Raw genomic sequence first — 24,427 nt, 5'->3', positions numbered from 1 at the left:
GCTTAGACGACGTCGAACAGGCTGGTCTGGTTGGGATCCATGTCGAGGTCGGTGACGACGTACTTGCGCCCCTCACGCCGCAGTCGCGCAGCGACCTTGGCGGCCGCCTTTTTGTCGAGGTCTCCGTAGAACTCACCCGCTTTGCCGCTGCGGTAGTCGTTCGGGTCGCTGCTGCGCACCTCCAGCGCGTAGATGTTGAAGCGGGGGACGCCTTTGGCCATCGCAGTTCTCCCTGGTTTGTGCCCGGTGGGGTGTCTGCGCCCGGATGGGCGAGGTGTACCGCCAGGGGTCGTGAAGTCGGATCGACCCCTGGCGGCTGGGCGATGTCAGGCAGCGAGGGCGTCGCGCAGGAAGTCGGTGGCGACGGGCAGGAAGACGAGTTGGTCACAGGAGCTGGTGGCCGCGAACTTGGCGGCGGTCTCGATGGTGGTCTGGTCGTGGTGGTTGCCGATGCAGACGGTGTAGGTGAGGGGTTGGGTCCGGTCGAGGCGGCTGACGCTGAGGTGGAGGCAGTCACGGGGGAGGATGTCCATGCCGGGCGCGATGTTCGCGGTGAACGCGAACTGGGCTGAACCGCCGAGGGTGAGCAGTTGCAGGATGGTGTCGGTGTGGACGTCGAGGGTTCCGGGGAAGGCGGGGACGGTGACCAGGACGTGGACGTCGGGTTCGCCGTCGGTGTACTTGACCTCGGGTAGACGGTCGCGCTCCGTGCCGTGGGGTCCCCATTCGTCGCGCTGAGGCAGCGCGTAGCGGCCTCGCTCGATGAGGTTGAGGGCGGAGATCGGGTCCAGCATCCTCCGGGCAGTACCGACCTCGGCGCGGAAACCGAACGGTTCTTCGTCGTCGTCGGTGAGACGGTCCACGACGGTGGACCACTGCGCGGGAGTCGCGGTGTCGTCGAAGCTGATGACGTGGGCAAGGCCGCTGGCGTCGGTGTTGTTGATGGCGAGGTACTGAGGGTTTGGGCTGGTCTCGGTCACGGTCGTTCCTTCCGTCGGAGTGGGGTAGTTCGAGGCGGGGTGTGCAGTCGGGGCGGGAACCGTGGTTCCCGCCGCTGTGGCGGGGACCACGGGTGTGACGGCCGCGTCAGGTGGTGGGCACCGGTTCGCCCAGGGTCGGTAGACCGGTCTGCGGCAGTAGGTCGGCGACGATGCTGTCCGGCACGTCGGCGTCGGCGCCGGTGGTGGCGTCGAAGCCGACCACGACGGCGGTCCCTGCGATGTAGTCGCCGGGGATTCGCCCAGACGGCAACAGGTTGCGCCAGAGGTCGTCGGCGCGGGAGTTGCGGGGGAGGTTCATCACCTTGCCTTCTTCGTTGATGAACAGGCTGAGGTCGTCGCGGTCGACCGGGGCCGACTCGATCCAGCCACCGACCAGACTCTGGTACGCCTCCCAGTTGGTCAGCGTCTCGATGCGGATAGGTTCGGTGACGTCGACGGGAATCACGAGGACCTTGGGCATGATCGTCTCCTGCGGGTGCGATGCGGACTGGTGAGCCGGGGCGTGAACGTGAGCTCTCGACGGCTGCGCCGCCGACCGCTCACCGCCCCCTCCCGGCACGTCAAATCGAGACCGGCCAAAGGGGCTGTGACACCCGTAGGGCGCCGCTCGCGGCGAGTCGAGGTCTACCCCAGAGCCGGGAACGATCTTGGGCACCTCGCGCAGTCAGCGACCGAGGAACGAGGGAGCAGCGAGGTGACGAAGATGGTTCCCGGTGGCGGGGACGAACGCAGTTCGCCTCGACTTGGCTCAGACCCGTGGTCGGTCACGATGGGACGCCGGGAGGGGCATGAGCAGAAAGAACTCCGACCCGACGCAGGAGGGTCGGGCCGCCCGACGCGAGGAACGAGCGGCGGCCAGCACCGCAGGTGCGCGGTGACGACGCAGGAGGAACCGGCTGGGGGAGCGCGAGGGGCGCGCAGCGACCCCCCTCGCCCGTCCGTCAGGACCAGGACGTCGGGCCCGACCGGGTGGCACCGGCCCTTGGCCGCGGCGGGTGGGGGAGACACCCGCAGGGCGAAGGCGTAGCCCGAGAACCGGGGAGGCGCAGCCCGAGCGGTAGCGAGCCGGTTTGTCGCCCCCGCCCGCCGCGGCCACGATGGCGACCCGGGGAGCGGCCCCACGGCCGCAACCAGCACTGCCGCCGCGCAGCGGCGACCGCTGCCGGCGACGAAGGAGGCGGCACCGGCTGGGGGAGCGCGAGGGGCGCGCAGCGACACCCCTCGCCGGCGGGACGGCCCGCAGTGGGTTCGAGGAACGAGAACCCGCGAGGACCGCCGACCCGCCACCACACAGCCGCCGCGCCAGCGGTGCCCGCCTCCCGCGCACCGCGCGAAACGACGTACCGGTCCCCGCCGCAGTCAGCGGCGGGGAACCGGGTTGTCAGACGGAGGTCTGGTCTTGCTCGGCGTCGTCCTGCTGGTCGTCCTGCTGGTCGTCCTGCTGCTCGTCCTGCTACTCGTCCTGCTGCTCGTCATCCGTGGCTGTGGGGTGACCGCAGGCTCGGTGTTCGACGGTGGACAGTTCGTAGCCGTTGGCGCTGAGGAATTCCAGGTAGCGGCGGGTGCTGTCATCCACCCTGCGCCAGGAGCCTCGGTGGGTGACTGCTTCGTAGGCGCTCAGGACGACGCCCAGGGCGATGACGGTGCCGCGCTGGTCGGTCATGGTCTTGGCCGCTGCGGTGCGCAGCAGAGTCATGCTGCCGTGCTCGGCGGGGGTCTTGCTGAGGCTGAGGCTGGCGGTGACCTGGTGGCGGGTCTTGCTCGCGTCCGCGAGTAGACCCAGGTCGAGCAGGAGCGCGACGGCGAGGAAGTGACCGCTGCCCTTGGGCGGGGTCTTGCGGCCCAGGAAGGTCTGCAGCCACGCGCGGCGGACGGTCTGGGCGGAGTCCCAGGCCTTGTTCGACTGGATCACGTCGCGGCGTTCGGCGCTGGCGGCGGCGCGCTCGGCGGGTTCCATGTCCTGCGCCTTCTTGCGGAGACTGCTGCCGTACCCGTTGCTGTAGAGGGGGTTCTGGTCGGTGTAACCGTGGGCGGCGGGGTTGGTGCACCAACGTTCGGTGCCCAGGTACTCACCCCACTCTGCGCGGGTGCCGTCGTCGTGGACCAGCCGCTCGGCCTCGTCCTCGTCGTCCTCCTCCTGGTCCTCGTCCTCGTCCTCGTCCTCGTCCTGGTCTTCGTCGTCCTCCACGTTCTCGTCGTCCTCGGCGGCTGCCTGCTCACCCGCCTGCTCGGCACCGTCGTCTGAACCGTCCGGGCCGTTGGTGCGGTCGATGCGGTTCCAGTGCTCGTCGGCGTCGTGCCAGCCGATTTCTTCCAGCGACCCCACGTCGTCGCCGTTGAGTTCAGCGATGGGGTTACCGTCAGCGGCGTTGACCCAGCCGATGACCTTCACCGGCAGGAGCGCCAGGTCGGGGTTGGCGAGCTGGTCGGCTTCGCTGACCCGTTCGCCCGTCTTGGCCCACAGGTGATTGAACGGCTTGGGCGTCTCGCTCCATCGGGGCCGTTCAGCCAGGACCGTCGCACCGTCACGGCGTAGACCTGCGGCGAACTTCTCGACCCGCTGACGCTCGGCGCGGGCGTCGCGCAGTTGCTGGGCGGTGTGGTCGAACTGACCGGTTCCCAGGACTCGCATGAGGCGCGCGGTGGCCTCGGCGTCGTCGTCGAACTCGCCCAGGACGACGGCCTCGGTGAAGCTGACGGCGTGGTTGGTGACGGCTGCGGTGGCGGTGGCGTTCTTGGCGACCTTCAACGCGGCCCTGACCTCGCCCCGGTCGGTGGCGGTCTGCTTGGCGATCTGGGCGGCGGTCATGCCCAGGGCTGCCAACTGCTCGAAACCGGCGAGGCGTTCCCCTGCGGTGAGGCCCTTTCGGTGGTCGTTCTCGGCCATCTGATCGATGAGGCGACCGGCCTCGTCGGTGTCGTTGACGACGAACACGGGGACGGTGGCGCGCTTGGCCTGCACTGCACCGAGAGTGCGCCGCTGGCCGTAGCGCACGACGTGCGCGCCGTCGGCGTGGCGGACGGCCACGATGGGCACCAGCACCCCGCGTGCCTTGATGGAGGCGACGAACTCGGCGTCGAGGCGGGCGTCGAGGCGGACGTTGGTGCCGATGGTGAGGGTGGCGGGGTCGAGGTGGACAAGGGTGGACTCGTCCGCGCCCACGGGGGCCGCGACAGCGGTGCTGCTGGCGGCGCTGGTCTCGACGGTGCTGGCCTCGATGGTGGTGGTGTCGATGGTGGTGGTGTCGTCGGTCACGAGGGGTTCCTCTCGGATGGTGTGGGCGGGTAAGCCGGGGCGAGATGGTGAGGACCTGGCGGCTGTCGCCGCCGACCGCTCACCGCCCCCTCCCGGCAAGTTCAATCGAGACCGACCCCATGAGGGGCTGTGTCACCCGTAGGGCACGAGCTCGCTCGTGAGTCGAGGTCTGCCCCAGAGGACGAAACGATCTTGAGCACCTCGCGCAGTCAGCGACCGAGGAACGAGGAAGCAGCGAGGTGACGAAGATGGTTTCGCCCGGCGGGGACGAACGCAGTCCGCCTCGACTTGGCTCAGCACCGGGGTCGGTCACGATGAGACGCCGGGAGGGGCATGAGCAGAGAAACTCCGGCGCGCAGCGTCGGGCCGACCGGCGCGAGGAACGAGCGGCGGCCAGCACCGTAGGTGCGCGGTGACGACGCAGGAGGAACCGGCTGGGGGAGCGCGAGGGGCGCGCAGCGACACCCCTCGCCCGTCCGTCAGGACCAGGGCGGGGACCCGACCGGGTGGCATCACGCCTTGGCCGGGGTGGGTGGGGGAGACACCCGCAGGGCGAGGGCGCAGCCCGAGAACCGGGTAGCCGCAGGCCGAGTGAGGACGAGGAACGAGGACGAGGGAGCCGGTTTGCCGCCCCCACCCGCCCCGACCACGATGACCGCCCGAGGAGTGGTTCCCAACCGCAGCCAGCAGGACCGGCGACGAGGAACGAGGAGCCGACCCCGGGCGCCGCAGGCGCCACTCCTCAAACCCGCCGCCGCGCAGCGGCGACGGAGCGGGCATCAGCTGGGCAGGGGGTCGGCGTTCTAGCGGTCACATTCCCTGAAGCAACAGAATTGGGCGGTCCGGTCGGCGACCCAACCGAGCCCGGGCCGCGGCGATGTTGACCTCCCCGCCCAGGCGCAGCACCCCCAGCACGAGGTTGCGGATGCTGGCCAGAACCCGCGGCCCAGCACCGGTGCGGACCCGGCAGGCGTCCTCGGCGAACGTCACGTCGCGGACGTGATGCAGGCGGTTCTCCACCTGCCAGTGAGATCTGGCGACCTCGGTCAGGTCGTGAACCCCGGCCTGCTCCGACGTGAGAGACGTGATCGCGTACACCACCTCCACGCTCGTCCTGGCGGTAGCGTGGTCGGTACGGCGGCGCACGATCCGCACGGCCTGGGCGGCGCCGGCGAAGCCGAGGTCCCCGAGGTGTTCGGGTAGTTCCAGGGCCTTGACATGGCGTTCCTCGGTGCGGCCGTGGTCGCGGTCGGAACTGGAAGCCTGCACGGGGCTGGCGGTGAACGGCAACCCCGACAGTGCGGTGTGCAGGCTCGGCTGGTTTCCCTTCACCGTCAGGAAGTAGTCCCCGCCGCGCTGGGTGTGCAGGTAGGTCGCGTGAGCGCGTTGAGCGTGCAGGGCGTCCGCGGTCACCACCGCTCCATCAAAGTCGATGCCGTCCAGAACGGTTGCGAACCGGGTGATCTCGTTGGTCGTGGCGCCGACGTCGACTTGGGCGGCCACGGTCCCGGTGCTGGCGTTCAGAACGGCCAGCAGGTGCCGTCCGGGTTGCTCGCACGTCCGGGTGCGCGTGGAGGTCCGTGTCGCCGACCCGCGTAGGGTCTTGCCGTCCAAGGCCAGCACCCGCAGACGGCGATTCCTGCGCAGTTCTCGCCGCGTCCCGCCCACGAGTTTCGATCCAGGCGCAGGTCGCGATGTCGAGGGCGTCGGCGTCGAGGCGTTGCAGCGTCTTGCGCAGGGCACTTTCGGAGACCATCACCAGCCCGGCACCGACCGCGGTGCGGGTGTCGTCGTCGCAGTCGTGGATCCAGGCGGCGATCTGGGAGTAGTTGTCCGCTCCGGCCAGGACCGCGCAGATCACCAGGGCCAGGATCGTGGGGAGTCGGTGGCGTCGTCCCTGCCGGCGGCGGGGGTCGGGGATGGTGGCCAGCATCGCCAGGAAGGATGTGGCGACCTGAGCGGGCTCAAGGTCGGCGAGGACTGCACGCAGCGGGGACAGGGTGGTGACGATCGGGGATACTGCAGTGGCAGGCATGGTTCCTCGGAGGCGTGGTTCGTGTGAGAACTTCCACGATCCCTTGGGGCCATGCCTGTTCTGGTCGTTGACGTCACCCGGTCAGTCCTTGACAACGACTCCCGCCGTCAGGACGCCGACCCCCTGATCAGCTGGGGGAGCGCAAGGGGCGCGCAGCGACTCGTAGCTCTTCGAAAAGTCGCGCCGGCCCTCGCGTCGGAAGGCCCGCCAGGCCACGATCGCCGCGGCCAAGGTGAGCCATGAAGACACGGTGGCCAACTTCACATTGTCGTGCAGCCACTCGATGGTTTCTCCGACCCCCCTGTCTGCTAGTTGATCAATTGATTCGTTTACCGTTTGTCTCACCGATGATCGCCAGGCAGGTCGCAAATCTCAGCAGGTGTTCCGTATAGGAGCTGTTGACCGTTTCAAGGTTCAAGGATGCCTCGGCGCCGGTCATCTCGTCGTAAATGCCAAGAACTCAGTGCGGGAAGTCGTCGGACACGACAGGGAACGTTAGGTTGTAGACGGAGCCGTTGCCCGTCCAGCGCAACGTGAAGTAGGGCGGGTCCGCGTCCTGCACGAGGTGCTTCGCACCCATGCCTACCGACGCGGACAGCAACTTCTCGAGTTTCCCGGCTAGGTCCACGCTATCGATGCCCTGTGGGTCGGGCTACCACTTCAAAGCCAATTGATCTACATCGCATTCATCCAACGTACCCGCAACTGGCGAGCCACCTGGATGAGCCGGCACCCTCTACAGGTTGGAGTAATCCGCTCTGCGGCGTCCTGATGATCCACTAAGCCTTGATGATTTGCTGAGATTGCGCGGCCAGCTGAGCTCGATTGCTAGCCCCTGTATCCTTCAACAGCCGGCTAATCCTGTTAGCAATAGTAGATGGCGCCAAATGTAGGTGTTGCCCAATCTTGCGATTTGAGTACCCCTCAGAAATCAGAGAAATTAGTTTTTTATCACGCTCATCGAGTGATGCACTGATCACTTTGCAAAACCTTTCCATCGCGACTCAATGAGCTGAATCTTGAGTTGTTCGTACCTTTCGCGCGCAATTTCTTCTATCCATTCGGGCGGGGTAGTCCCGGGCGGGTCATAAAAAGAGTTCTCTCGATCTACCCACAGAACAATTGCATGCTTGGGTCCGCCGCTCACGCGAATCCCAGGGTGATCATCCTGCATATCCAGTGAGCTCTCGTGCCGAGAGCCCGTCCATCGAACGTAGGCGCCTCCTTGAGAGATCAGCTGCGTTTCGGTCAAATCAGAAGTGCGTTCCATAGCTTTCAGGCCCCCCAGCGCATTGATGTAGACATCGCACCCATAACCCCTCCTTATAGCAGGGCGCCTACCCTCTGTCAAGCGAATCCGGACTAATCGGTAATTTCTTCTGTCATGTGCCGCTCCTCTAGGCAAGGACTGCTGTCTGTGACTTCACTGAGCCCAGCCGCACTCGTTCAAAGGAGCACGACATGATGAAAAAGACGTCAACTCACGGGAATCTGAAGCGAGCTGGTATCGCCTCTCTCCTAGCGGTCGGTGTTGGAGTTGGATTCAGCGCCGGTCCCGCAACGGCTGTAGCCAGCGATGCGGTAAGAGGTTGCAACGCAGACCATGTAGTGATCGGAAATAGCGCGCACGTCCCGGATGAGAATGCGTTTCGTACCTTTGAGACCCTTCGCACGTCCAAAGGGAGCTTTGCCGTGAAGTGCGGTATTGGATCGGTCGACGGCTTCGGCGCTGTGCATATTGAAGTTAAACACCGTGTCCCAAACTGGCCCGATGCGCTCAACTGTATGAAGAAAGTTGTCCAGCTTGAGGTTGGGCGAGATATCCCGGGAACCAAAAAGCATGAATATTCGCGATTGATTCCCGGAACAACCACTCGAGTCTTTGTCGTGCGTGGTCCGGATGGGATTGTCACCGCCTACCCTGAGGGCAACAATGAAGAATCCAAGTGGATTGCCTGCTCCAAGTACATGGTGTAACTGATTATCGAATCTCTGAATGGAGTTAGACGTTGAATCGAAATCTGTCAAAAGCAGCCTTGGCTGGAGTCTCGCTAGTTATTTTTGCGGCCTCTTTGGCTGTCATGGAGGGTGTCGCCGCTGCCACCCCAAAGGGAGGGGCGGGGGTTACATCGATCGAGCCCCTACAAAACGCAGAGGCGCTTATGCGCGCGGGGTACAATCCCGCTCCGACCTGCGTAAAGGTCAAGGTTGATCCAGCTGGGGCCCTTTTCCAGTCGGTTTGGATCACCAACAATTGTCCCGCAACTCAGCGAGTCAAGTCGGTGTGGGCGTATGCAGGCGACTCCGACTGCTATGTAATGAAGCCCAGCACAAAAGTTGAAGATCATCACATTCTCGAGACCGGTAGAGATCGCTGGGACGGTCTTGTTTCTTGTTAGACATGTATCGAACTTCGAAAGGATTATCGTGAATTTAGAAGGGCACTACCAGTTATCTTGCTGGCGCCCATTGTGGCGGCCTTGCCAGCCAGCGCGGCTGTCGCAACCACTAACGGGGTTTTTGCGAAAGTGTCCCCACGAACAGTTGAAGTCGGTCCGTCCGGCTATCGTGAGATAGCTGAGAACAAAACAGTAGTTGCCGCAGCGGTCGCCGCTCCAATGTGTGTTGCCTCTCGCGTCAATCCTCGTACGGCTGACTTGGTGCCCCCTACGCAATCGCAGAAGCTGTGGATCACCAACAACTGCCCTATTCAGGTGAGAGTCAAAGCAATCATTGCATTAGGTGGCGACACGTCCTGCTACGCAATGAATCCAAAGACGACCGTCACCTACACGATTGTTCGTTTTTGGACTCAGGCGCATTTCCAGGAGCTTCTATCTTGCTGAAGTGGGCTTCTTATAATCGACTGTGAAGCCAGCAGCAAGGATGGGGGCGTGTCGAGGGCGAGATAGCTGATCAAGGCTCTCACCGGTGGGATCTCTCAAACCACCCGCCGAACCTTGGTATGCCCGACGCTAGCTTCGCCACCCCCGACCTGACGGCAGTTACCGGTCTAAATGACCTTGGCCTGACCGTCCTCGGGTCACGCTTTCCACTGAATTGGTGCCGTCGAGAGCTGACGCCCCCTAGTCCCCACCACATCAATCACTCCGAGGAGTTCAAACCAATGATCGGTACCAAGGTTTGGTTGTACGCTTCAACTGCGGTCTCATTGACAGCTTTGTTGATCGCTGGGATGAGTTCAGCTAGCGCTGCTCCGCCATCTCCGAAGGGGCAGGTCGATGTCGGGCAGGCTGGTTTCCGAACGGTAAGTGAAGATAGGATCGCGGTCGCCGCAGCGACTAATGCCCCTACGTGCGTTACCACCCGCCTTGGACCTATCCCCGTACCTGATACCTACCAAGATCTGTGGATCACCAATAATTGTCCCATTCAAGTTCGAGTCAAGGCAATTTGGAGCTGGGGATCGGATTCTCCATGCTATGCCATCAACTCAAAGGTTGTTGTAAAAAGCAGGCACAGCAACTTGGTCACAGGCGGTAAGTTTGACAGGCTCGTCGCCTGTTAAGCTCTAGTCGCCTCACGAAGTGGTGGATGCAGCGGCATCGAGGGCGGTGGCTGCCCCGTCGAGCCACCGCAGGTCAGCTTCGAGGTGCAAGGCGGCGTAGCGGCGGGCGAGCCAGGCCCCGAGGTCGTCGCCGTCCGGGGGTGCGGTAGACAACGTCTGCATTGCTCGCAGGTGGGCGACTCGCTGCCCGGCGACGACCGAGCTCACGCAGTCGCCGGTGCGTAGTGCGAGGATTACTTTCCGCACTAGGTCTTCCGCACCCGTCGCTGTGGGAGGCGCAGGTTCGGCGAACCAGTTCCGCAGTTGCTCTCGGCCCGCGTCGGTGATCGCATAGACGATGCGTTCTGGGCCTCCCTCCGACCGGGTTTCGATCACCTCGGCCAGTCCGTCACGCACCAGGCGGCCCAACGTCGAGTACACCTGACTAAAGGGCAGTGGTCTGGCGTTAGGGAACGATGCGTCGTACTCGCGTTTCAGGTCATACCCATGGGCCGGCCGCAAGGACAGCAGCGCAAGGTGCAGCTCGGCTAAGGGCATGAAGAAACTGTACACGCGAAGTAGGTACTAGGTGAATAGTTACTGTTCGACGTCGCGCAGCCAAACGTCTTGACTGGGCCAAGCCTCCCTCCGTCTGACATTCCACCTCATGGCAGCAACTACAGTCCCAGGTGGCCAGCTGCGTTATCGTCGTCGAAGACCTCCCCGCGGCGGATGTAGCCGCGGGCGACCGCGACGGACTTCCACCGGCCGTGGGCCATGATATTGCGTTCGGAGACACCGTTTTCAGCAGCCTGGGTGGCGAACCCGGCGCGGGTGGAGTGGGCGGTGAAGTAGGCCCCGCCTCGCTCAGGGGGCTGGAGCCCAGCGGCGCGGGCCCGGGCGGTAATGGCCTCGCTGATGGCCTCGCTGCTCATACGGGTCTTGTGGGGGTCGGGAACGGTGGTGCTGCCAACGCGGCCATTTCGCAGGATGGCCCGCAGGACCGCCCCGTCGAGGCTGGCGACGAGGTGGCGTCGGGCCGTGAGGTCACCCGCGTCCGTCGCGACCGGGCTGGAACTCGTCGACGGGGCCACCGACAGACCGGGGTCGGTGGCCGGGACATAGTTGAGGTCCTGCACTGCGAGCTGCTGCTGTAGGCGTTCCAGCCAGGTGTCCATGGCCCGGATTGGGCACAGGAGCGGGCGCCGGGAGCGAGGGACGGCGATGAAGGTGCCCGCACCTTCCTGGTCGGTCTTGGACGAGCGCACACGGACGATGAGTCCACCGGCGTCGGGCTCGAGATCGTCGACGTTGAGGGCGGCGAGTTCGGAGGCCCGCATCGCGGTGGTGAACGCCAACAGGATCAAGGCGCGGTCGCGAACTTCGGCCAGGGACTGGCCCCGAGTCGGGGAGACGTCCATGGCGGTGAGGATGCGCTCGATGTCTGCGGTCATGAGGGCCGGCGCTTGGCGGGGCGTGAGCGCGTTCTCCTTCATGGTGCGTCGCAGTCCTCGCAGGGCCTGGGCCAGCTCAGCGTCGGCCAGGGGGTTGGGGTGTCCGGCGCGCAGGTGGATGTAGGTGACGGCGGCCATCCTCTTGGTGAGGGTGGAGGCGCTGATCGGGCCGCTGGGGCGTGGCCGGCCGCGGCGTCGGGGGGTCTGCTTCGTGGCCGCGGGGGTCGCGGTGACTTCTGCGGCAGCGTCTGCGGCGGAGAAGTCGGGGAAGACCGACGCCTGAGCCCAGGCCCCCAGGTCGTGGGGGTTGGCGGGCAGCACAGGGCGCCCGTGGGCGATGGCCCAGGTCGACCACCGGTGCCAGGCCAGCAGGTAGGCGGTCCAGGTGGCCTCGGAGATGCTCTTGTCGCGCAGCTGGGAGAGCTGCTCGGCCTCGACGGCTCTGGCCGCCGCGACCTGGGAAGCCGCCTGCGCAGCGATCGACTTCTCGTGCCAGTCGAAGGGGTCCTCGGCTGCGGCGTTGGAGGGGTCGACCGCTGCCGCCGCATCGGTGGCGGGAGAGCCGGTGGTCGGCTCGCTCACGAGGTTCTCCGTTCGGGGCCGAGCTGGTGAGGCCGTGCTGGGTCGTACTGGTGGGTGGCGTTCAGGATGCTTAGAACAGCATGTCCGACGTGGGCGGGGGAAGTCGTCCATCGCAAGCTGATGGTGGGGGCGGAGGCGTCGCCGGCGGAGGGGTCGGGGGTAACGTCGCTGCGGGCGGGGTTGTCGTGGGCTGCGGCTAGCGCGTCGCTCAGGGCGGTCCAGGCGTGCAGGACGGTCCCTCCGGCGGAGGCGGACCAGCGGATCCCGTCGGGGCCCGGTGCGCTGGTGAGCTCGCGCAGGACTGCCAGGCACCTGCGGCAGCTGGGCCTGGCGGTCGCTGGGCGGGAGGAATGCTCCCGGGGCGGGTCGTAGATGTCGGCCCCGCACAGTGCGAGCCGGACCCCGGGCCGATGGCGTCGGTCGGTGGGATCGGGGCGGGGTACCAGGTGCACGACCCGCCCGCCGTAGGTGCGGCGCACCAGCAGCCGCTCAGCCAGCGCGGTGGCGGCCAGTACGTCAGCCAGGGGCACCTCAACCGGCGACGTCGCGGCGGCCGCCGCGGCCGCCACGGGTGCTGCTCCCGGCGCGGGCGGCAGAAGACCTGCAGGGTCAGCTGAGCGGCGGGTGGCCATCGGTGCTCACCACGGGCCGGGCGAGGTGCCCGTCACGGCATCGAGCTCGGTGTCGAACTCGTGGTGGCTGTTCATGGTGCTGATCTTGCCGTGGGTCAGTGCGTGCGGGGCGAAGAATCGCCCGCGGATGCGTCGCCTGCGGGTGCGTCCTCCGTGGGGATCTCGTACACGCCGGTGGGGAAGTCCCCGCGCAGGACTAGGGAGGGGTCGAGGACTTCCTCCTCGTCGGCCAGGAGGAGGACCGTGGCGGCGGTGGAGGTCAGGACGTAGCGGTGCAGGACCAGGCCGCCGGGGTCGAGGGGGACGTCGATGGCTACGGGCTGGTCGTCGGGGAGGCCGATGAGCGCGGCGCGCAGGTCGCCGGCGGTGAGGGCGCGGGCCTGGTGCAGGACGGTGACGTGACCCGGGGCGGCCTCGGCTTGGCTCACGGTGGCGTCAACGAGGGTGGTTGCTTCCTTGCCTCGGCCGGGAATGTTCCACATCCGCAGCAGGAGGGCGTGCTCGGCATCGACGTCGGCCATGTGGTGTTCGAGGATGTCCTCGAGAGACCCCACGGGGAGCTGCTCTGCCTCGTGCGGTGCGTCAGCGTCGAAGTCGTCGTTCTGGTGGGAGCTGTTATCGGGGTTCATGTTGGTTGGTCCTTTCGGGGTTCCTGCGGGCGCGTGGAAGGGGTACAGGCTCAGCGTCTACAGCAGCAGCGCGGTGATGAGCGTGGTGGCGAAGGCGGCGGCTGAGGCGGTGGAAAGGGTTAGTCCTGCCCGGGTGTCGCCCAGGCTCAGTCCAGGCGGGGTGATCTTGCTGGCTAGCACCGTCACCGCGGCTAGGGCCAGGAGCGAGGCCACGAAGAAGGCGGAAACCGACCAGGCATCGACGTTGCCGAGGTGGGCTTCTCCGATGGCCTGGGAGACAACGGGGTAGATGGTGAGCAGGACGAGAACTCCGGTAGCTGCGGGGATGAGGAAAGCGGCGAGGGCGGTTCCGGCCAGAAGGGTTCCTCGGCGCGGCCTCAGCCAGTTCTGGAGTTGAGCGCGGGCAGGCGTGGCGTCGAATCGGGGACGGGAGAAGACGCCGGCCCGGACGGCGACCACGAGGCAGATCACGGCTGCGCCGTACATGCAGAACTGGGGGATCGGCGTGCCGCTGAGCGTTCCGGTGTCTGCCGCCAGGTCCCACAGGGAGTGCCCGACGATGGCGCCCAGAACGCGCCCGTGCCGTGCGTAGAGGAGCACCATTCCCACGGCCCAGACGGCGAGGAAGATCGAACCGACGCCGTAGTAGATGTGGAACGAGACCCGCAGAACGGCTGCGGTGATGATGACGGCGCGCCAGCTGAACTGCGCCCGTCGTAGGACGGCGACGGTGAAGGCGAGTAGGACGATCTCCTCGTTCACCCCGGCCAGCGCGGAGCTGAGCAGGGAGCCTGTGGCGTACCAGGCACCGGGATTCGCGGGGCGTGGATAGATGCCGTCCGGCAGGCCGAGAACGTTGGTGAGCACGGCCCCCAGGCCAAAGGAGATCGCCGGCAGCAGGACGGCGGCTGCGAACAGGCCTGCCTCGCACTGCCAGTCCCAGCGGCTACGGGGTCGAGTCAGGCCGAGGGTGGCGGGGGTGAGGTTGTAGCGGGCGGCGCCGGTGATGGCCGCGGTGATGAGCAAGGCGGAGACGACGAGCAGTTCGGTGATGTCCTGCAGGCTGCGCGTCCACGGCGAGACGGTGGGCTGCACCGCTCCGACGAGGTAGAGCACCGCTCGGAGTAGTCCTTCGCCCCAGCCGGCGGCGAAGAGGATGAACACGAGCAGCAGCGCGGGCCAGCGACGTGCCCCGCCGACCGGGCCAGACGGCAGCAGCGGCAGGGTCCCGTCGCCGACTGGACGCACGCGGAGACCCTGCATACCCGCGGGTAGCGGTAATCCCTTGCTGCGCAGTTGAGCGCGCTCGAGGCGGGCTCGTCCCATGGCGGGCGGCACCGGAAAGGTGACTGTGCTCAGGGTCGCGTCGAGGTCCGAAAGGGATGCGGTCGGGGTGGACGACAACAGGGCCTCGCAGGGTCGGTGGTGCAGCGGTCGGTGGGATGTTCGAGGTGTCGATTGAGACGGTAGCGAGGTGCTCGGACACGTCCACCGTACTCTAGAGAATGGTGGTTCCCTAGAGTAATATGGGATGTCGGGCCGTCCTGCGAGACTGCGCCGGTACCTGCGTTCCCATCCGAGCTTCAACACGCTGCAACGAACGGAGCACCCGCCCGCCATGCTTGTCGTCATCTTCGGTGCCGGAGCCTCCTTCGACAGCGACCCCCGTCGCACCCCTCACGACAGCGGACTGACGCCGCCACCGAACCACGCCCACAGGCCACCACTGGCTAACGAACTGTTCGAGATGACTGGCGACGTGCACAAGGAGGTGGCTGCGGAGTTCCCGCGCGCGTGGGGGGCGCTGATGCGATGCTCCCAGGACGTCCGCGCCGGACTGGGCATCGAGGCAGCCCTGCAGGCCATGCAGGACCAGTCCAGCGACGACCCTGACCTGCGAGCACAGCTGACCGCGGTGCGCTTCTACCTGCAGCGGGTGCTGACCCGAACCCCGCACCTCTGGCACGAGGAGGCCGTTGGGCAAACCGCCTACGTGTCCTTGCTGGACCAGCTGCGTGCATGGTCACGCGTGGTCAACCAGCCGCTATGCCTGATCACCTTCAACTACGACGTGTTGCTCGAGCGGGCCGTGGAGGCTGTCTTCGGCCACGAGATCACCACCTTCGAGGGCTACACCGCCCACCGCAACGTGCACGTCTTCAAGCCGCACGGGTCAGTGAACTGGAGCTACCGGTTCCCGTTTGATACCTACGACAGCGGTGAACGGTTGAAACGGGGTGACGACGCCCGCCGCCTGATCATCAACTCCGACCCCGAGGACGCCACCGTGAACTCCGATGCTTCAGAGCTGGTGTGGCGGGCCCCGAACGACCAGCCTCTCGAGGCCGGGGGGCAAGGCCAGACGATGGCGTACCTGCCGGCGATGGCGATTCCCGTCGAGCGCAAGCCAGGTCTGGTCATGCCCGAGGAGTTGCGGCAGGCGATGATACAGGACTTGCAGCAGGCCACTTCCGTCATCACGATCGGTTGGCGCGCAGCCGAGCAGCACTTCCTAGACGTCTTGCAGAAGAATCTTCCCAAGGGGCTCGGACTGCACGTGGTGACCAAGGGAAGCGATGCGGCGAAGGCTACGGCAACAGCCCTATGGGAGACCGGACGTTTCACGAAGTACACCCTGCACGACCGGGGTTTCGCCCCGTTCGCCCGGTGGGAGATCAGCCGGTATCCCGACGACGTCGCCAAGCGCACCAGCGCTCTGCAGGACTCTGTGGGGACGGTCGGGCGACTCCTTCGGGGCCAGGTCAAGCCCGTAGAGAGCAACCCTGCTTTCGACCAGATTGTCCATCGGCAGGAGCAGTTGGACACCGAGCGGGCGCCGTACCAACTCTTCTGACTCTGCTCCGCGGACCCATCTCAGAGCTACCTCCACCTACACCTTGCTGCGGATCGGACCGGTCATGTCGCTCTCCCCCCACATCGCCCGCACTGTTGCTGAGTCGACCTGGCCCGGCGTACTGAACCTCGATGAGATCGCCCCGGGTCTGTTCTGGGTCGTCAGCAAGAACCACGGCGGCATGCTGGCCGCCGTGGACGACCTCACTACCAGCTACGACGTCGGCGAGGACGCAGTCCAGGCCGCCGAGGCGTTCGGGCTCATCCATTCCCACGCTGATGGCAACCAGAGCGTTCGCATCTGGCGCGGCGAGGAGGACGTCGACTGGCGGACGCTGGTGTGCGCCTCCCCCGCCGTCCACGCCGCGTGGGTGAACTCCTACTGCCGCCCCGGAGCGCTGTCCCCGGGCTACTCCTTCGACACGTGGGTGCGCGAGCAGGCCACCCTGGAGCAGCTCCAAGACGAGCTGCGATTCTGGAGGCCCACCTACCCTCAGGCGATTCCCTCCTCCCCCACCGCGAAGCCCGGACCGACACCTGCACCAGAGCTCGCGACGGCGGTACAACCAGCGTCGGCTTCGTCGTCTATGGCGGCCGCAGCGTCACAGCCCGCAGCGGATGCCGCAACCAGCCGAGCTGGTTGGTGAGATTGCCCCCGTGATGTAGGAGCTAACGCACCGACGCCGAGACGAGACCGAGGCGGCGATTCGCGTCGTCATCGAGCACAACAGCAACGCTCAGGCCATCGAGCAGCTGCGAGCCCAACCACCGCCCGACCTCGGGCTGATCATTGAAGGACCTCGTCCTGCCAGTCCATCAAGAATCCGTCTGGCACCTGCAGACCGAACTGCTTTAGCAGGGTCTGAGCCAGACGTACACCCACCCGTCGAGTCTGGGTGACCAGCTCGGGACGTGATGCCATCGTTTTTCCATGCAGCGTATTGGCTGACATCATGCGCTGGACGTCGACCCGGTGGTCATCTCCTGACACCAACTGGCGGCCCTGGACGTTGTGCATCCCGACCTCGATGTCTACTCCATCACATCCCGTCACAGCTGCCAGGCGCGAGGCAAACTCTGCCACCTCGACGAGATACAGCAAGACGTCCCATCCGACGACCGTGCCCGTGGCGCCCGGCAGGCTCGCTTGGGCTTCGGGGATGTCGGGACGCTCGTCGGAGATCAAGACCCTCCGGTGCAAGAACTGTCCGCTACACCATAGGCGCCACGCTTCCCGGTCCCGGTCTGAGTTCCACGTGCTCCCGGGAGAGTAGTTGCGAATGATGGTCTCTTGCCCGACCCACTGTCCGTACCGTTTCGGCGGGTTGCTGTTGACGTCGTCGACGAACGGTAAGGGCCAACCTCGCAGCCGGACCGTAAGGTCATTCACCAACTTTTCCAGCTGCCCGCTCTCGAATCGATCCCCGAGATATGGGCGTGGACGGATGGCGACATCGAAGTACGCCGCCGACACCTGCATCCGCTTCAGCGCGTCACTGGGCGAAGCCCACGCCTGCTCGTACTCGCTCTGGTAGGCAGTATCCGCGATAGAAGTCAGCTCGTGCGTCGGGGACTGACCACCAGGCAGACCCAGGCCAGCTCCTTGGGCACGACGCAGGAACTCACCTAACCCCTTTTCGACGGCCAAGTCGATGAGCTCACGCATGTCCGTGGCAGTCGGCACAGTCGTCGACTCCGCCTTCCCGCGCGGACGCACGTACAGGTGGGCTCGCTGCACCTCGCCAGGAAAGTCTTGCCGGCACAAGTGCGGCACATCGAAGAACTCATGCACCTCCAGCACCACGACGTGCACTCCCGCCTGTAGCTCCATGAGATGGACCCGAACGTCGGCTGGTGGTTCGATGTAGCGGCTCAAGGCAACATTGACCTCATCCACGTCACTCCACTGCTTCAACTGCTCAGCGTTCAGGCCAGGGCTCATCTGCGCTAGTTGCTTGTCATCGATGCCCAAGCAGACCAACCCGCCGCCACGCAAATTGCCCATTGCCATGACCGCCCGGGCAACCTTCGCCGCGTATGCCTTCTGCGTCCTCAGGCCGGGACCCTTGACCTCAAAGGAACGGCTCTCAGTGCCCAGACTCAACCATTGCCGGACTTCCTGCTCATCAACCATACATCGACGGTAGCCGCCGGTCACTGAGCTACCAAGGCACCCCCGAACGTCAGTAGCGCACCTACCAACCGGAGCCGGTCGGCACGCGACAAGCGTCGTAGGAGCTCGGGGCGCGGCCCTTGTCGTCGCAGGCGGGCGTGCGTGTCAAGGCCCGGGTTTCGTAGACACCACCACCCGCGAAAGCGTGGAGCACTTCCCCGGCGAACAACCATCGTTGCTCACCGGCGCCTTCAGGTAGCCGGCCAGCAGGGCCTGACCACGTCCGCGCTGGCCAAGGAGCTGCGGATCCCACTCGCACGGGTGCGGTTTCTGCTGGGACAGGCAGAGCAGCGGCCGGTCCTACGGATCGTGTGACGGTGGCTGCAGTGGCTGGCTGACGCGTTACATCAGCCGAAGGTCATGGCGATCTCCGACGAGCACAAGATGACTAAGATGGATCGGCCAAGAACATTTCAGGCGTCTTGTCCCACCGCAGGTCACGGGCTTGCGGCTAGGACAACGTGACAGAGAACGGACAGAGCCGTCCCAGCGCACAAACGCTCTTGTCCTGCTGCGACTGCCCCACTGTGCGCTCGTCGAGGCCATCGACCGGCCTGCTCTAGGCTCATGCGACTCGATAGAGCGCCCGCAACCGCTGTCGCTGCTCCGTCGTCAGCGTTGATGATTGATTAAGCGTCACGTCATATGCGAGACCGAGTGGCAGGTGGCCAGTCAAGAGAGCTTCGATCTGGCGGGGGGGCATGCCAGACAGAAGCGCCTCGTGAGCCGTCGATCGCAGGCTGCCGCTTCCATACTGTGCCAGCTCTACTAAGACCGCGGTGACCCTTGGGTTTTCACGCCTGCCCAACCCCGAAACAGCCGCCCGCCGCACCCAACCGTCGAGGTTAGGGTCGCGGGCCAACTCCACCAAGACCTCCGTGACCCCGGCGTCCTCGCGCTCAACCAACCCCGAAACAGCCTCGTGCCGCGTTGCAACGTCAAGGTCAGCGTCACGAGCCCAGTCCACCAGGACCGCCATGGCATCCGCGCCGTTCCGGCCGACCAACCCCGAGACAGCCGCCCGCCGCACCCGACCGTCGAGGTTAGGGTCGCGGGCCAACTCCACCAAGACCTCCGTGACCCCGGCGTCTTCACGCTCGCCCAACCCCCAAACAGCCTCACGCCGCACCCAACCGGCGAGGTTAGGGTCGCGGGCCAACTTCACCAAGACCTCCGTGACCCCGGCGTCTTCACGCCTGCCCAACCCCGAAACAGCCTCACGCCGCACCCAACCGTCGAGGTAAGGGTCGCGGGCCAACTCCACCAAGACCTCCGTGGCCCCGGCGCCCTCGCGCCTGCCCAACCGCGAAACAGCCTTGTGCTGCGCCCGAGCGGTGACGTCAGGGTCGCGGGCCAACTCCACCAAGACCTCCGTGGCCCCGGCACCCTCGCGCCTGCCCAACCCCGAAACAGCCACCTCCCGCACCTCGGCGTCAAGGTCAGCGTCGCGGGCCAACTCCACCAAGACCTCCGTGACCTCGACACCCTCGCGCCCGCCCAACCCCGAAACAGCCACCCGCCGCACCTCGACGTCGAGGTCACCCTCGCGGGCCAACTCCACCAAGACCTCCGTGACCTCGACACCCTCGCGCCCGCCCAACCCCGAAACAGCAACCCTCCGCACCCAACCGTCGACGTCAGCGTCACGGGCCAACTCCACCAAGACCTCCGTGGCATCTGCGCCGTTCTGGCCGACCAACCCAGTAACGGCCGTCCGCCGCACCTCGGCGTCAAGGTCAGCGTCACGGGCCAACTCCAGCAGGACCGCATTAACCCCGGCGTCTTCGCGCCCAACCAACCCCGAAACAGCCACCCGCCGCATTACAGCGTCGGGGTCACCGTCGCGGGCCAACTTGACCAGGACCGAGGTGACCTCGGCGTCTTCGCGCGCAGCCAACCCCGAAACAGCCGCCCGTCGCACCCAACCGCCGAGGTCAGCATCGCGGGCCAACTCCACCAAGACCTCCGTGACCCCGGCGTCCTCGCGCCCAACCAACCCTAAAACAGCCTCACGCCGCACCCAACCGTCGAGGTCAACGTCGCGGGCCACATCCACCAAGACCTCCGTGACCCCGGCGTCCTCGCGCCCAACCAACCCCGAAACAGCCGCCCGCCGCATTGCAGCGCTAAGGTCAGTGTCGCGGGCCAACTCCGCCAGGACCGCAGTGGCATCTGCGTCGTTCCGATCGGCCAACCTCTGAACGGCCGTCAAGCGTACGTGGACTTGTAATTGAGCCTCGCGGATCACTTGTAGTAAAAGTGCATTCACATCAGCGCCCTCCTGCTTAGCTATTGCTATGACGGCCGCCGACTGCACGTCGGCATCGAGGTTACCGTCGCTCGCTACCTCTAACCAGAAGGCGGGCGTGCCCTGCCGTTCGGCCAACGCCTTGATTGCTTCCGCCCGTACATCGGGGTCAAGGCTGCGATCGCGGTGTCCAACCAACTCCATCAGAAAAGCAGTGACCTCCGCGCCTGCCCGCCCGGCCAAAGCCTTGACTGCATCCGAACGTGCATCAGGGTCGCGATGGTGGTCGCGCGCCAACTCCAACAGTGCGTTGGTGATCGCGCAAGGTGCATTGAGCTCGTTCAAAACGGTTGTGAACACCTTCCGCAACGGCATGCTACTGGTAGCCCATGCGATGAGTCTGTTCGCATAACGGTCCGCATCTTGCGCGGATAAAAGGGTATCGGAATCCTGGGTGCGAGTGGCCCAGATGCGCATGGCGTACCGGAAAGAGTTCGCGAAGGGGTCGCGAGGTTCATCGGCCAGGTGACGAATGAGGTCAGCAGCCAGGGTAGGTGGCAGTAGTTCGCCGAGCATGGGGATGACCTCGCCCCAATCCGCCTCGAACCAGAGATGCTCCTCGAGCATGCTCCGCCAGCCATCAGGGCCGTCGGCGGGAAGCTTAGCGAGGTGGCGGGCAAGGAGGAACTCCGCGGCGGTGCGATGCAGGAAAAGGTAGTGCTGGTTGCGCCCCAGCGTGGAGTCACCTTGCGGGACAAAAATACCCGCACCTTGAGACAGGAACTCTAGACGCTCCTCGGCTCGTTCAGGTGATTCTCCTGGTTGAGATAGAAGGGTGAGTAGTTCAGAAGTGGGCATAAGGTCTACCCACCCGGGTCGACCGGTGGCGAAAGCGTGGACGACGCGACCTAGCTGGTTAAGTTGGCTCTGGATTCGGATGACCGAGATGTGCTGCGGGACGTCGGCGCTGCGGTGTGGTCGTTGCATGAACCACAACAGCATCCGTTCGTACAACTTCGCCCGGGTGGTCGGCAGCTGCTCGCCGAGTGCCAGGTCTTTCGCGACACCACACAGGAGTGCCAGCAACAGAGGTACTCGGGCCATGGCCGCCATCCCCGGCCGGTCGAGGTGAGCACGGAGCTGTTTCTTGCGTTGAGCATCGAGGGGATAGTGGTCCAAGAAGGTGTAGACGTCTTCAACGGTGAACGGCCGCAGCTCTACCTCCACCGGCGCGCCGGGCAGGTTGGCGGCGCCGGTCCAGCCGGCGATGCGACTGGTCAGCACGTACCGCATTCTCAGCCCCGTGCGCTCCAAGAGCCGGGCATGGTCGAGCAGCAGTGTGAGAAGGACCGCGCGGGCGTCGGTGGTCAGTTCGTCGTAGGCATCGAGCAGCCACACCACCCGGCCTGATCCGGCGAGTTCGCCTGCCGCCTTCACAGCGGTGATCGTAGGTTGGTACCGGGTTTCGAGGTGGCTGGTCAGCTTCTCGCTCAGCGTCCGGCCTTCGGTGGCCACCAACTGGTCGCAACGCACACGCACCGGGAGCAGCAGACCGATGGGAACCTTGGACAAGTCACCGCTGCGCGGTAGGGCCCGCTGCATCACCTTCAGTGCTGCCGCAGCGAGCCGGTGGGCCTCCCACCGCAGCAACCAGGATTTACCCAACCCCGGGTCGGCGGCCACGACCACCTGGTCACGGCCCCCGTCACCCTCCACTTGACCTTCGCCGATCGGCGGCCCCTGCCCGGCCATGAACGCCCGCCATGGAAGGGGGTCCTTCTCGGGTCCACGCTCCCCGGGGTTCGTGTAGCGGTCGGCCTCCATATCTGCGCTTGTGGTGCGGATACCGATGTGGACACGCACCTGACGGTTCAAGTCGGTGAGGTCGACGCCGCGCAGGTAGGGCGGCACGTCCTCGAACAACGCGGCGCGTTGCATGTCCTGCAGGAGACGAGCCAGCCCGGTTCCGTCACGCTCCGCCCACGGACGCGACTCAGCAGCCCCGGCGGTCGAGGGGGTCCCCCCGCGCTGTCCCCTCAGCCTGTCGAACTGATCCCACCAGGCTTGACGTCGAACCGGGTCGTCGATCCCACACACTTCTAGGGCAGCCAGAAAGACGTCCTCAGACCCCGTGTTCGGAATGGTCCCGTGCCGCCAGCTTGTCCAGTTGGCCCAGGGTGGGTATTTGCCGTCTTCGACCAAGAAGATCGGAGCCTTCTTCGGGTCGTTCCTTCTGAGTATTGCGTTGATCCCCTGCTGCAGATCCTTGATGCCGTAGGGACTGCTGCTGGTACTGCGCTCCGCGCGGGTGGCCCTCCACAGCTCATCGAGAGCGTGGCCGAAGTCTGCCCGGGTGGCGAAGGACACAGAGTTGGGCTGCACGGCCCGCGCTTTCGCAGCGTCGCTCTGCGGGTCGCTCTTCGGGTCGCTCTTCGGGTCGCTCTTCGGGTCCCTCTTCGCCGCCATGTGCCATCCCTCTCGCCTCATCGCTTCGGCTCGAGCAGCTCAGCCGATTTCGGACCTGAGCATGTCGCATTTCGGACTTCCTAGACGGTGATCGACGAAGGACTCGCCGGGCCCCATAACGGAGATGTCGCAGCAGATGCGGCACCACAGGGCTTCATCCACAGGTCTCACCCGGACAGCTGGCCAGCACCCGAGACGACCACAGTCACGCAAAGGAAGACGACCATGTTCGTCCGTCGCGTCACCACTGTGCTCCTCACCCTCCTACCCCACCTCGCCACGGCGGCGCGCTGGACCCTTCGGCAGGTCCAGCACGCCGGCCGGGGACTGCAGAACCTCTACAGCCACCCCCACACCCGCCGCGGTGTGCGCCTGGCCCTGCTCCTCGCGCTGATGCTGGCCAACGCGGCGGCCACCTTCACCGTCAACCAGCAGACGTGGGCCGCCGTGGTTCTCGCTGCCACCAACGCCGCCAACACCCTGCTGCTGATCGTCGGGATCCTCGACTGGCACCGCAGCAAGAAGTAGACGAGTCGAGCTGGTCTGGGGGTTGCAGATCGCAACCCCCAGGCTTCAGCGTCTTGGGTTCAGTCTTATCGCCGATCACACGCCTTGCATCCGGCCTGCTCGTTCGAGACGTGGGTGCACGAGCTCGCTGCCCTGGAGCATCTGCGGTTCTGGCACCCCACCTCCGTCCAGACCGCTCCGCCCGCTCCCGCGCAGACGGTGACACTGACCAGGACCGATGCGGCGTCGAGCTGGGACGGTAAGTGAGACTGTGGCCGTGATGTGGCAACTGGCGCACCGCCGCCACGAAGATCCAGAGGCGACCTACGTCGTCATCGAGGCCGACACCAGCGCGGCCGCCATCGAGCAACTACGCCCACAGTTGCCCTTTGAGCATGTGATCTTGTACGTGATGCTCGTCGATCGTTCCGAGCCCTCGGCTGTCCCGGAAACCCCGCCAGCATCCTGATCAGGAAGCTCCGCCTTCCCCAGGATCCCGCCCGGGGCTGAGTCACCAGGCCGCAACCAGGGCACCAGCGAACGTCAGCAGCGCGCCCACCGCTCGGAGCTGATCGGCGCGCAGCAGACGTCGCAGAAGCTCTGGGCGCGGTCCTTCCCGTCGCAAATGGGTGTGGGTTGGCGCGGCCCGCAAGGCGGTCGCCGTACCGGTGATGACGCTGCCCGCGGCCGCCACCCACAACGAAGGCCCAACGCCACCATCGCTGGTGAACGCCCAGACCCATGCGGCAACCACCGCCCCGTACACGACGGCGACCAGCGGGTTGATGCGCCGCCAGTGGGCGGCGTGTACCTGCGTCCACGTCGCCGCTGGCGTCGCGACCAGCATCGGGTAGGTGACCAGGGTGATGGTCGCCTGGAACCCTGCATGCACACCTGCAGCGATCACTAAGGCCTGCGGTGCGTCCATGGGAGTCAGTCTGGACCAGAGGCCTGACACGGCTTGGGCTCCGTCCTCCGCTGTCCACGTGTGGGCGGGACGAGCAGCGAAGCGACAGGGAGCTCGTGCCGTCCCCAGGTCGGTCAGGGGACAGTCCGGACATCTCTCGAGGACAGGCAGGTCAC

The 24,427-nt window shown here is 65.8% G+C and carries 18 protein-coding genes and 1 pseudogene; 5 read left to right on the top strand and 14 right to left on the bottom strand.

The features are described from left to right. Positions 1-2 precede the first annotated feature (2 nt). From SJY07_RS25410 to SJY07_RS25380, 7 genes and pseudogenes are all read right to left on the bottom strand, one after another. Entirely contained in the window at positions 3-221 is a 219-nt protein-coding gene (locus tag SJY07_RS25410) for a hypothetical protein (protein ID WP_380162667.1), read from the bottom strand. Positions 222-326: 105 nt separating this feature from the next. Beyond that, positions 327-980 carry a hypothetical protein gene (locus SJY07_RS25405; RefSeq protein ID WP_380162665.1) on the bottom strand — a complete coding sequence of 218 codons (654 nt, stop codon included), beginning with the start codon at positions 978-980 and terminating at the stop codon, positions 327-329. A 106-nt stretch (positions 981-1,086) separates the two neighbouring features. After that, positions 1,087-1,461, bottom strand: a complete 375-nt coding sequence (locus SJY07_RS25400) for a DUF3846 domain-containing protein (RefSeq protein WP_380162663.1) — start codon at positions 1,459-1,461, stop codon at positions 1,087-1,089. Positions 1,462-2,454: 993 nt separating this feature from the next. Next, positions 2,455-4,257 (bottom strand): ParB/RepB/Spo0J family partition protein, encoded by a 1,803-nt coding sequence (locus SJY07_RS25395; protein ID WP_380162661.1) that lies wholly within the window; start codon positions 4,255-4,257, stop codon positions 2,455-2,457. Positions 4,258-5,067: 810 nt separating this feature from the next. Next, a complete protein-coding gene (locus SJY07_RS25390; RefSeq protein ID WP_380162659.1) occupies positions 5,068-5,880 on the bottom strand; it encodes an ISAs1 family transposase in 813 nt (270 codons plus the stop codon). 112 nt (positions 5,881-5,992) lie between these two features. Next, positions 5,993-6,190 (bottom strand): annotated as a pseudogene (locus SJY07_RS25385) (transposase family protein); the annotation flags it as partial. A gap of 881 nt (positions 6,191-7,071) precedes the next feature. Beyond that, positions 7,072-7,290: a response regulator transcription factor gene (locus tag SJY07_RS25380; RefSeq protein ID WP_380162658.1), complete on the bottom strand. Its 219-nt coding sequence runs from the start codon at positions 7,288-7,290 to the stop codon at positions 7,072-7,074. Positions 7,291-7,753: 463 nt separating this feature from the next. Between SJY07_RS25380 and SJY07_RS25375 the strand changes: the two genes are divergently transcribed. Continuing rightward, entirely contained in the window at positions 7,754-8,269 is a 516-nt protein-coding gene (locus SJY07_RS25375; protein ID WP_380162657.1) for a hypothetical protein, read from the top strand. A 1,564-nt stretch (positions 8,270-9,833) separates the two neighbouring features. On the opposite strand, the gene SJY07_RS25370 is transcribed toward SJY07_RS25375, so the two are convergent. The 4 genes from SJY07_RS25370 to SJY07_RS25355 all read right to left on the bottom strand — a co-directional run bounded on the left by SJY07_RS25370 (position 9,834) and on the right by SJY07_RS25355 (position 14,345). Beyond that, complete coding sequence (locus tag SJY07_RS25370) at positions 9,834-10,373, bottom strand: PadR family transcriptional regulator (RefSeq protein ID WP_380162656.1); 540 nt, start codon at positions 10,371-10,373, stop codon at positions 9,834-9,836. Positions 10,374-10,477: 104 nt separating this feature from the next. Next, positions 10,478-11,836 (bottom strand): tyrosine-type recombinase/integrase, encoded by a 1,359-nt coding sequence (locus SJY07_RS25365; protein ID WP_380162655.1) that lies wholly within the window; start codon positions 11,834-11,836, stop codon positions 10,478-10,480. 727 nt (positions 11,837-12,563) lie between these two features. Next, the gene (locus SJY07_RS25360) at positions 12,564-13,097 is read right to left on the bottom strand and encodes a DUF6225 family protein (RefSeq protein WP_380162654.1); all 534 of its coding nucleotides are present in this window, start codon (positions 13,095-13,097) and stop codon (positions 12,564-12,566) included. Positions 13,098-13,154: 57 nt separating this feature from the next. Next, the gene (locus tag SJY07_RS25355; RefSeq protein ID WP_380162652.1) at positions 13,155-14,345 is read right to left on the bottom strand and encodes a type II CAAX prenyl endopeptidase Rce1 family protein; all 1,191 of its coding nucleotides are present in this window, start codon (positions 14,343-14,345) and stop codon (positions 13,155-13,157) included. A 370-nt stretch (positions 14,346-14,715) separates the two neighbouring features. On the opposite strand from SJY07_RS25355, the gene SJY07_RS25350 reads away from it, so the two are divergent. Beyond that, complete coding sequence (locus tag SJY07_RS25350) at positions 14,716-15,951, top strand: hypothetical protein (RefSeq protein ID WP_380162649.1); 1,236 nt, start codon at positions 14,716-14,718, stop codon at positions 15,949-15,951. A 64-nt stretch (positions 15,952-16,015) separates the two neighbouring features. Further along, entirely contained in the window at positions 16,016-16,597 is a 582-nt protein-coding gene (locus tag SJY07_RS25345) for a hypothetical protein (RefSeq protein WP_380162647.1), read from the top strand. 140 nt (positions 16,598-16,737) lie between these two features. Here the strand turns inward: SJY07_RS25345 and SJY07_RS25340 are convergent, their stop codons facing one another. Continuing rightward, a complete protein-coding gene (locus SJY07_RS25340) occupies positions 16,738-18,084 on the bottom strand; it encodes an RNA-binding domain-containing protein (RefSeq protein ID WP_380162645.1) in 1,347 nt (448 codons plus the stop codon). Between the two features lie 604 nt (positions 18,085-18,688). Then, a complete protein-coding gene (locus SJY07_RS25335; protein ID WP_380162643.1) occupies positions 18,689-22,837 on the bottom strand; it encodes a HEAT repeat domain-containing protein in 4,149 nt (1,382 codons plus the stop codon). A gap of 225 nt (positions 22,838-23,062) precedes the next feature. On the opposite strand from SJY07_RS25335, the gene SJY07_RS25330 reads away from it, so the two are divergent. Both SJY07_RS25330 and SJY07_RS25325 read left to right on the top strand, forming a co-directional pair. Continuing rightward, positions 23,063-23,365: a hypothetical protein gene (locus tag SJY07_RS25330; RefSeq protein ID WP_380162641.1), complete on the top strand. Its 303-nt coding sequence runs from the start codon at positions 23,063-23,065 to the stop codon at positions 23,363-23,365. 256 nt (positions 23,366-23,621) lie between these two features. Then, positions 23,622-23,813, top strand: a complete 192-nt coding sequence (locus SJY07_RS25325; RefSeq protein ID WP_380162639.1) for a hypothetical protein — start codon at positions 23,622-23,624, stop codon at positions 23,811-23,813. A gap of 42 nt (positions 23,814-23,855) precedes the next feature. On the opposite strand, the gene SJY07_RS25320 is transcribed toward SJY07_RS25325, so the two are convergent. Next, positions 23,856-24,272 carry a hypothetical protein gene (locus tag SJY07_RS25320; RefSeq protein WP_380162637.1) on the bottom strand — a complete coding sequence of 139 codons (417 nt, stop codon included), beginning with the start codon at positions 24,270-24,272 and terminating at the stop codon, positions 23,856-23,858. Between the last annotated feature and the right edge of the window lie 155 nt (positions 24,273-24,427).

This window comes from Kineococcus sp. R86509, assembly GCF_042466365.1.
Classification (GTDB): domain Bacteria; phylum Actinomycetota; class Actinomycetes; order Actinomycetales; family Kineococcaceae; genus Kineococcus.
Note: the sequence above shows the minus strand (reverse complement) of the source record. Positions and strands in the feature narration are given on the sequence as shown.

Excerpts from the sequence above, each read along its gene's own strand:
- SJY07_RS25340 (WP_380162645.1), bottom strand. The coding sequence starts at position 18,084 with ATGGTTGATGAGCAGGAAGTCCGGCAATGGTTGAGTCTGGGCACTGAG.
- SJY07_RS25375 (WP_380162657.1), top strand. The coding sequence starts at position 7,754 with ATGATGAAAAAGACGTCAACTCACGGGAATCTGAAGCGAGCTGGTATC.
- SJY07_RS25320 (WP_380162637.1), bottom strand. The coding sequence starts at position 24,272 with ATGGACGCACCGCAGGCCTTAGTGATCGCTGCAGGTGTGCATGCAGGG.
- SJY07_RS25380 (WP_380162658.1), bottom strand. The coding sequence starts at position 7,290 with ATGGAAAGGTTTTGCAAAGTGATCAGTGCATCACTCGATGAGCGTGAT.
- SJY07_RS25330 (WP_380162641.1), top strand. The coding sequence starts at position 23,063 with ATGTTCGTCCGTCGCGTCACCACTGTGCTCCTCACCCTCCTACCCCAC.
- SJY07_RS25360 (WP_380162654.1), bottom strand. The coding sequence starts at position 13,097 with ATGAACCCCGATAACAGCTCCCACCAGAACGACGACTTCGACGCTGAC.
- SJY07_RS25400 (WP_380162663.1), bottom strand. The coding sequence starts at position 1,461 with ATGCCCAAGGTCCTCGTGATTCCCGTCGACGTCACCGAACCTATCCGC.
- SJY07_RS25410 (WP_380162667.1), bottom strand. The coding sequence starts at position 221 with ATGGCCAAAGGCGTCCCCCGCTTCAACATCTACGCGCTGGAGGTGCGC.
- SJY07_RS25350 (WP_380162649.1), top strand. The coding sequence starts at position 14,716 with ATGCTTGTCGTCATCTTCGGTGCCGGAGCCTCCTTCGACAGCGACCCC.
- SJY07_RS25345 (WP_380162647.1), top strand. The coding sequence starts at position 16,016 with ATGTCGCTCTCCCCCCACATCGCCCGCACTGTTGCTGAGTCGACCTGG.
- SJY07_RS25335 (WP_380162643.1), bottom strand. The coding sequence starts at position 22,837 with ATGGCGGCGAAGAGGGACCCGAAGAGCGACCCGAAGAGCGACCCGAAG.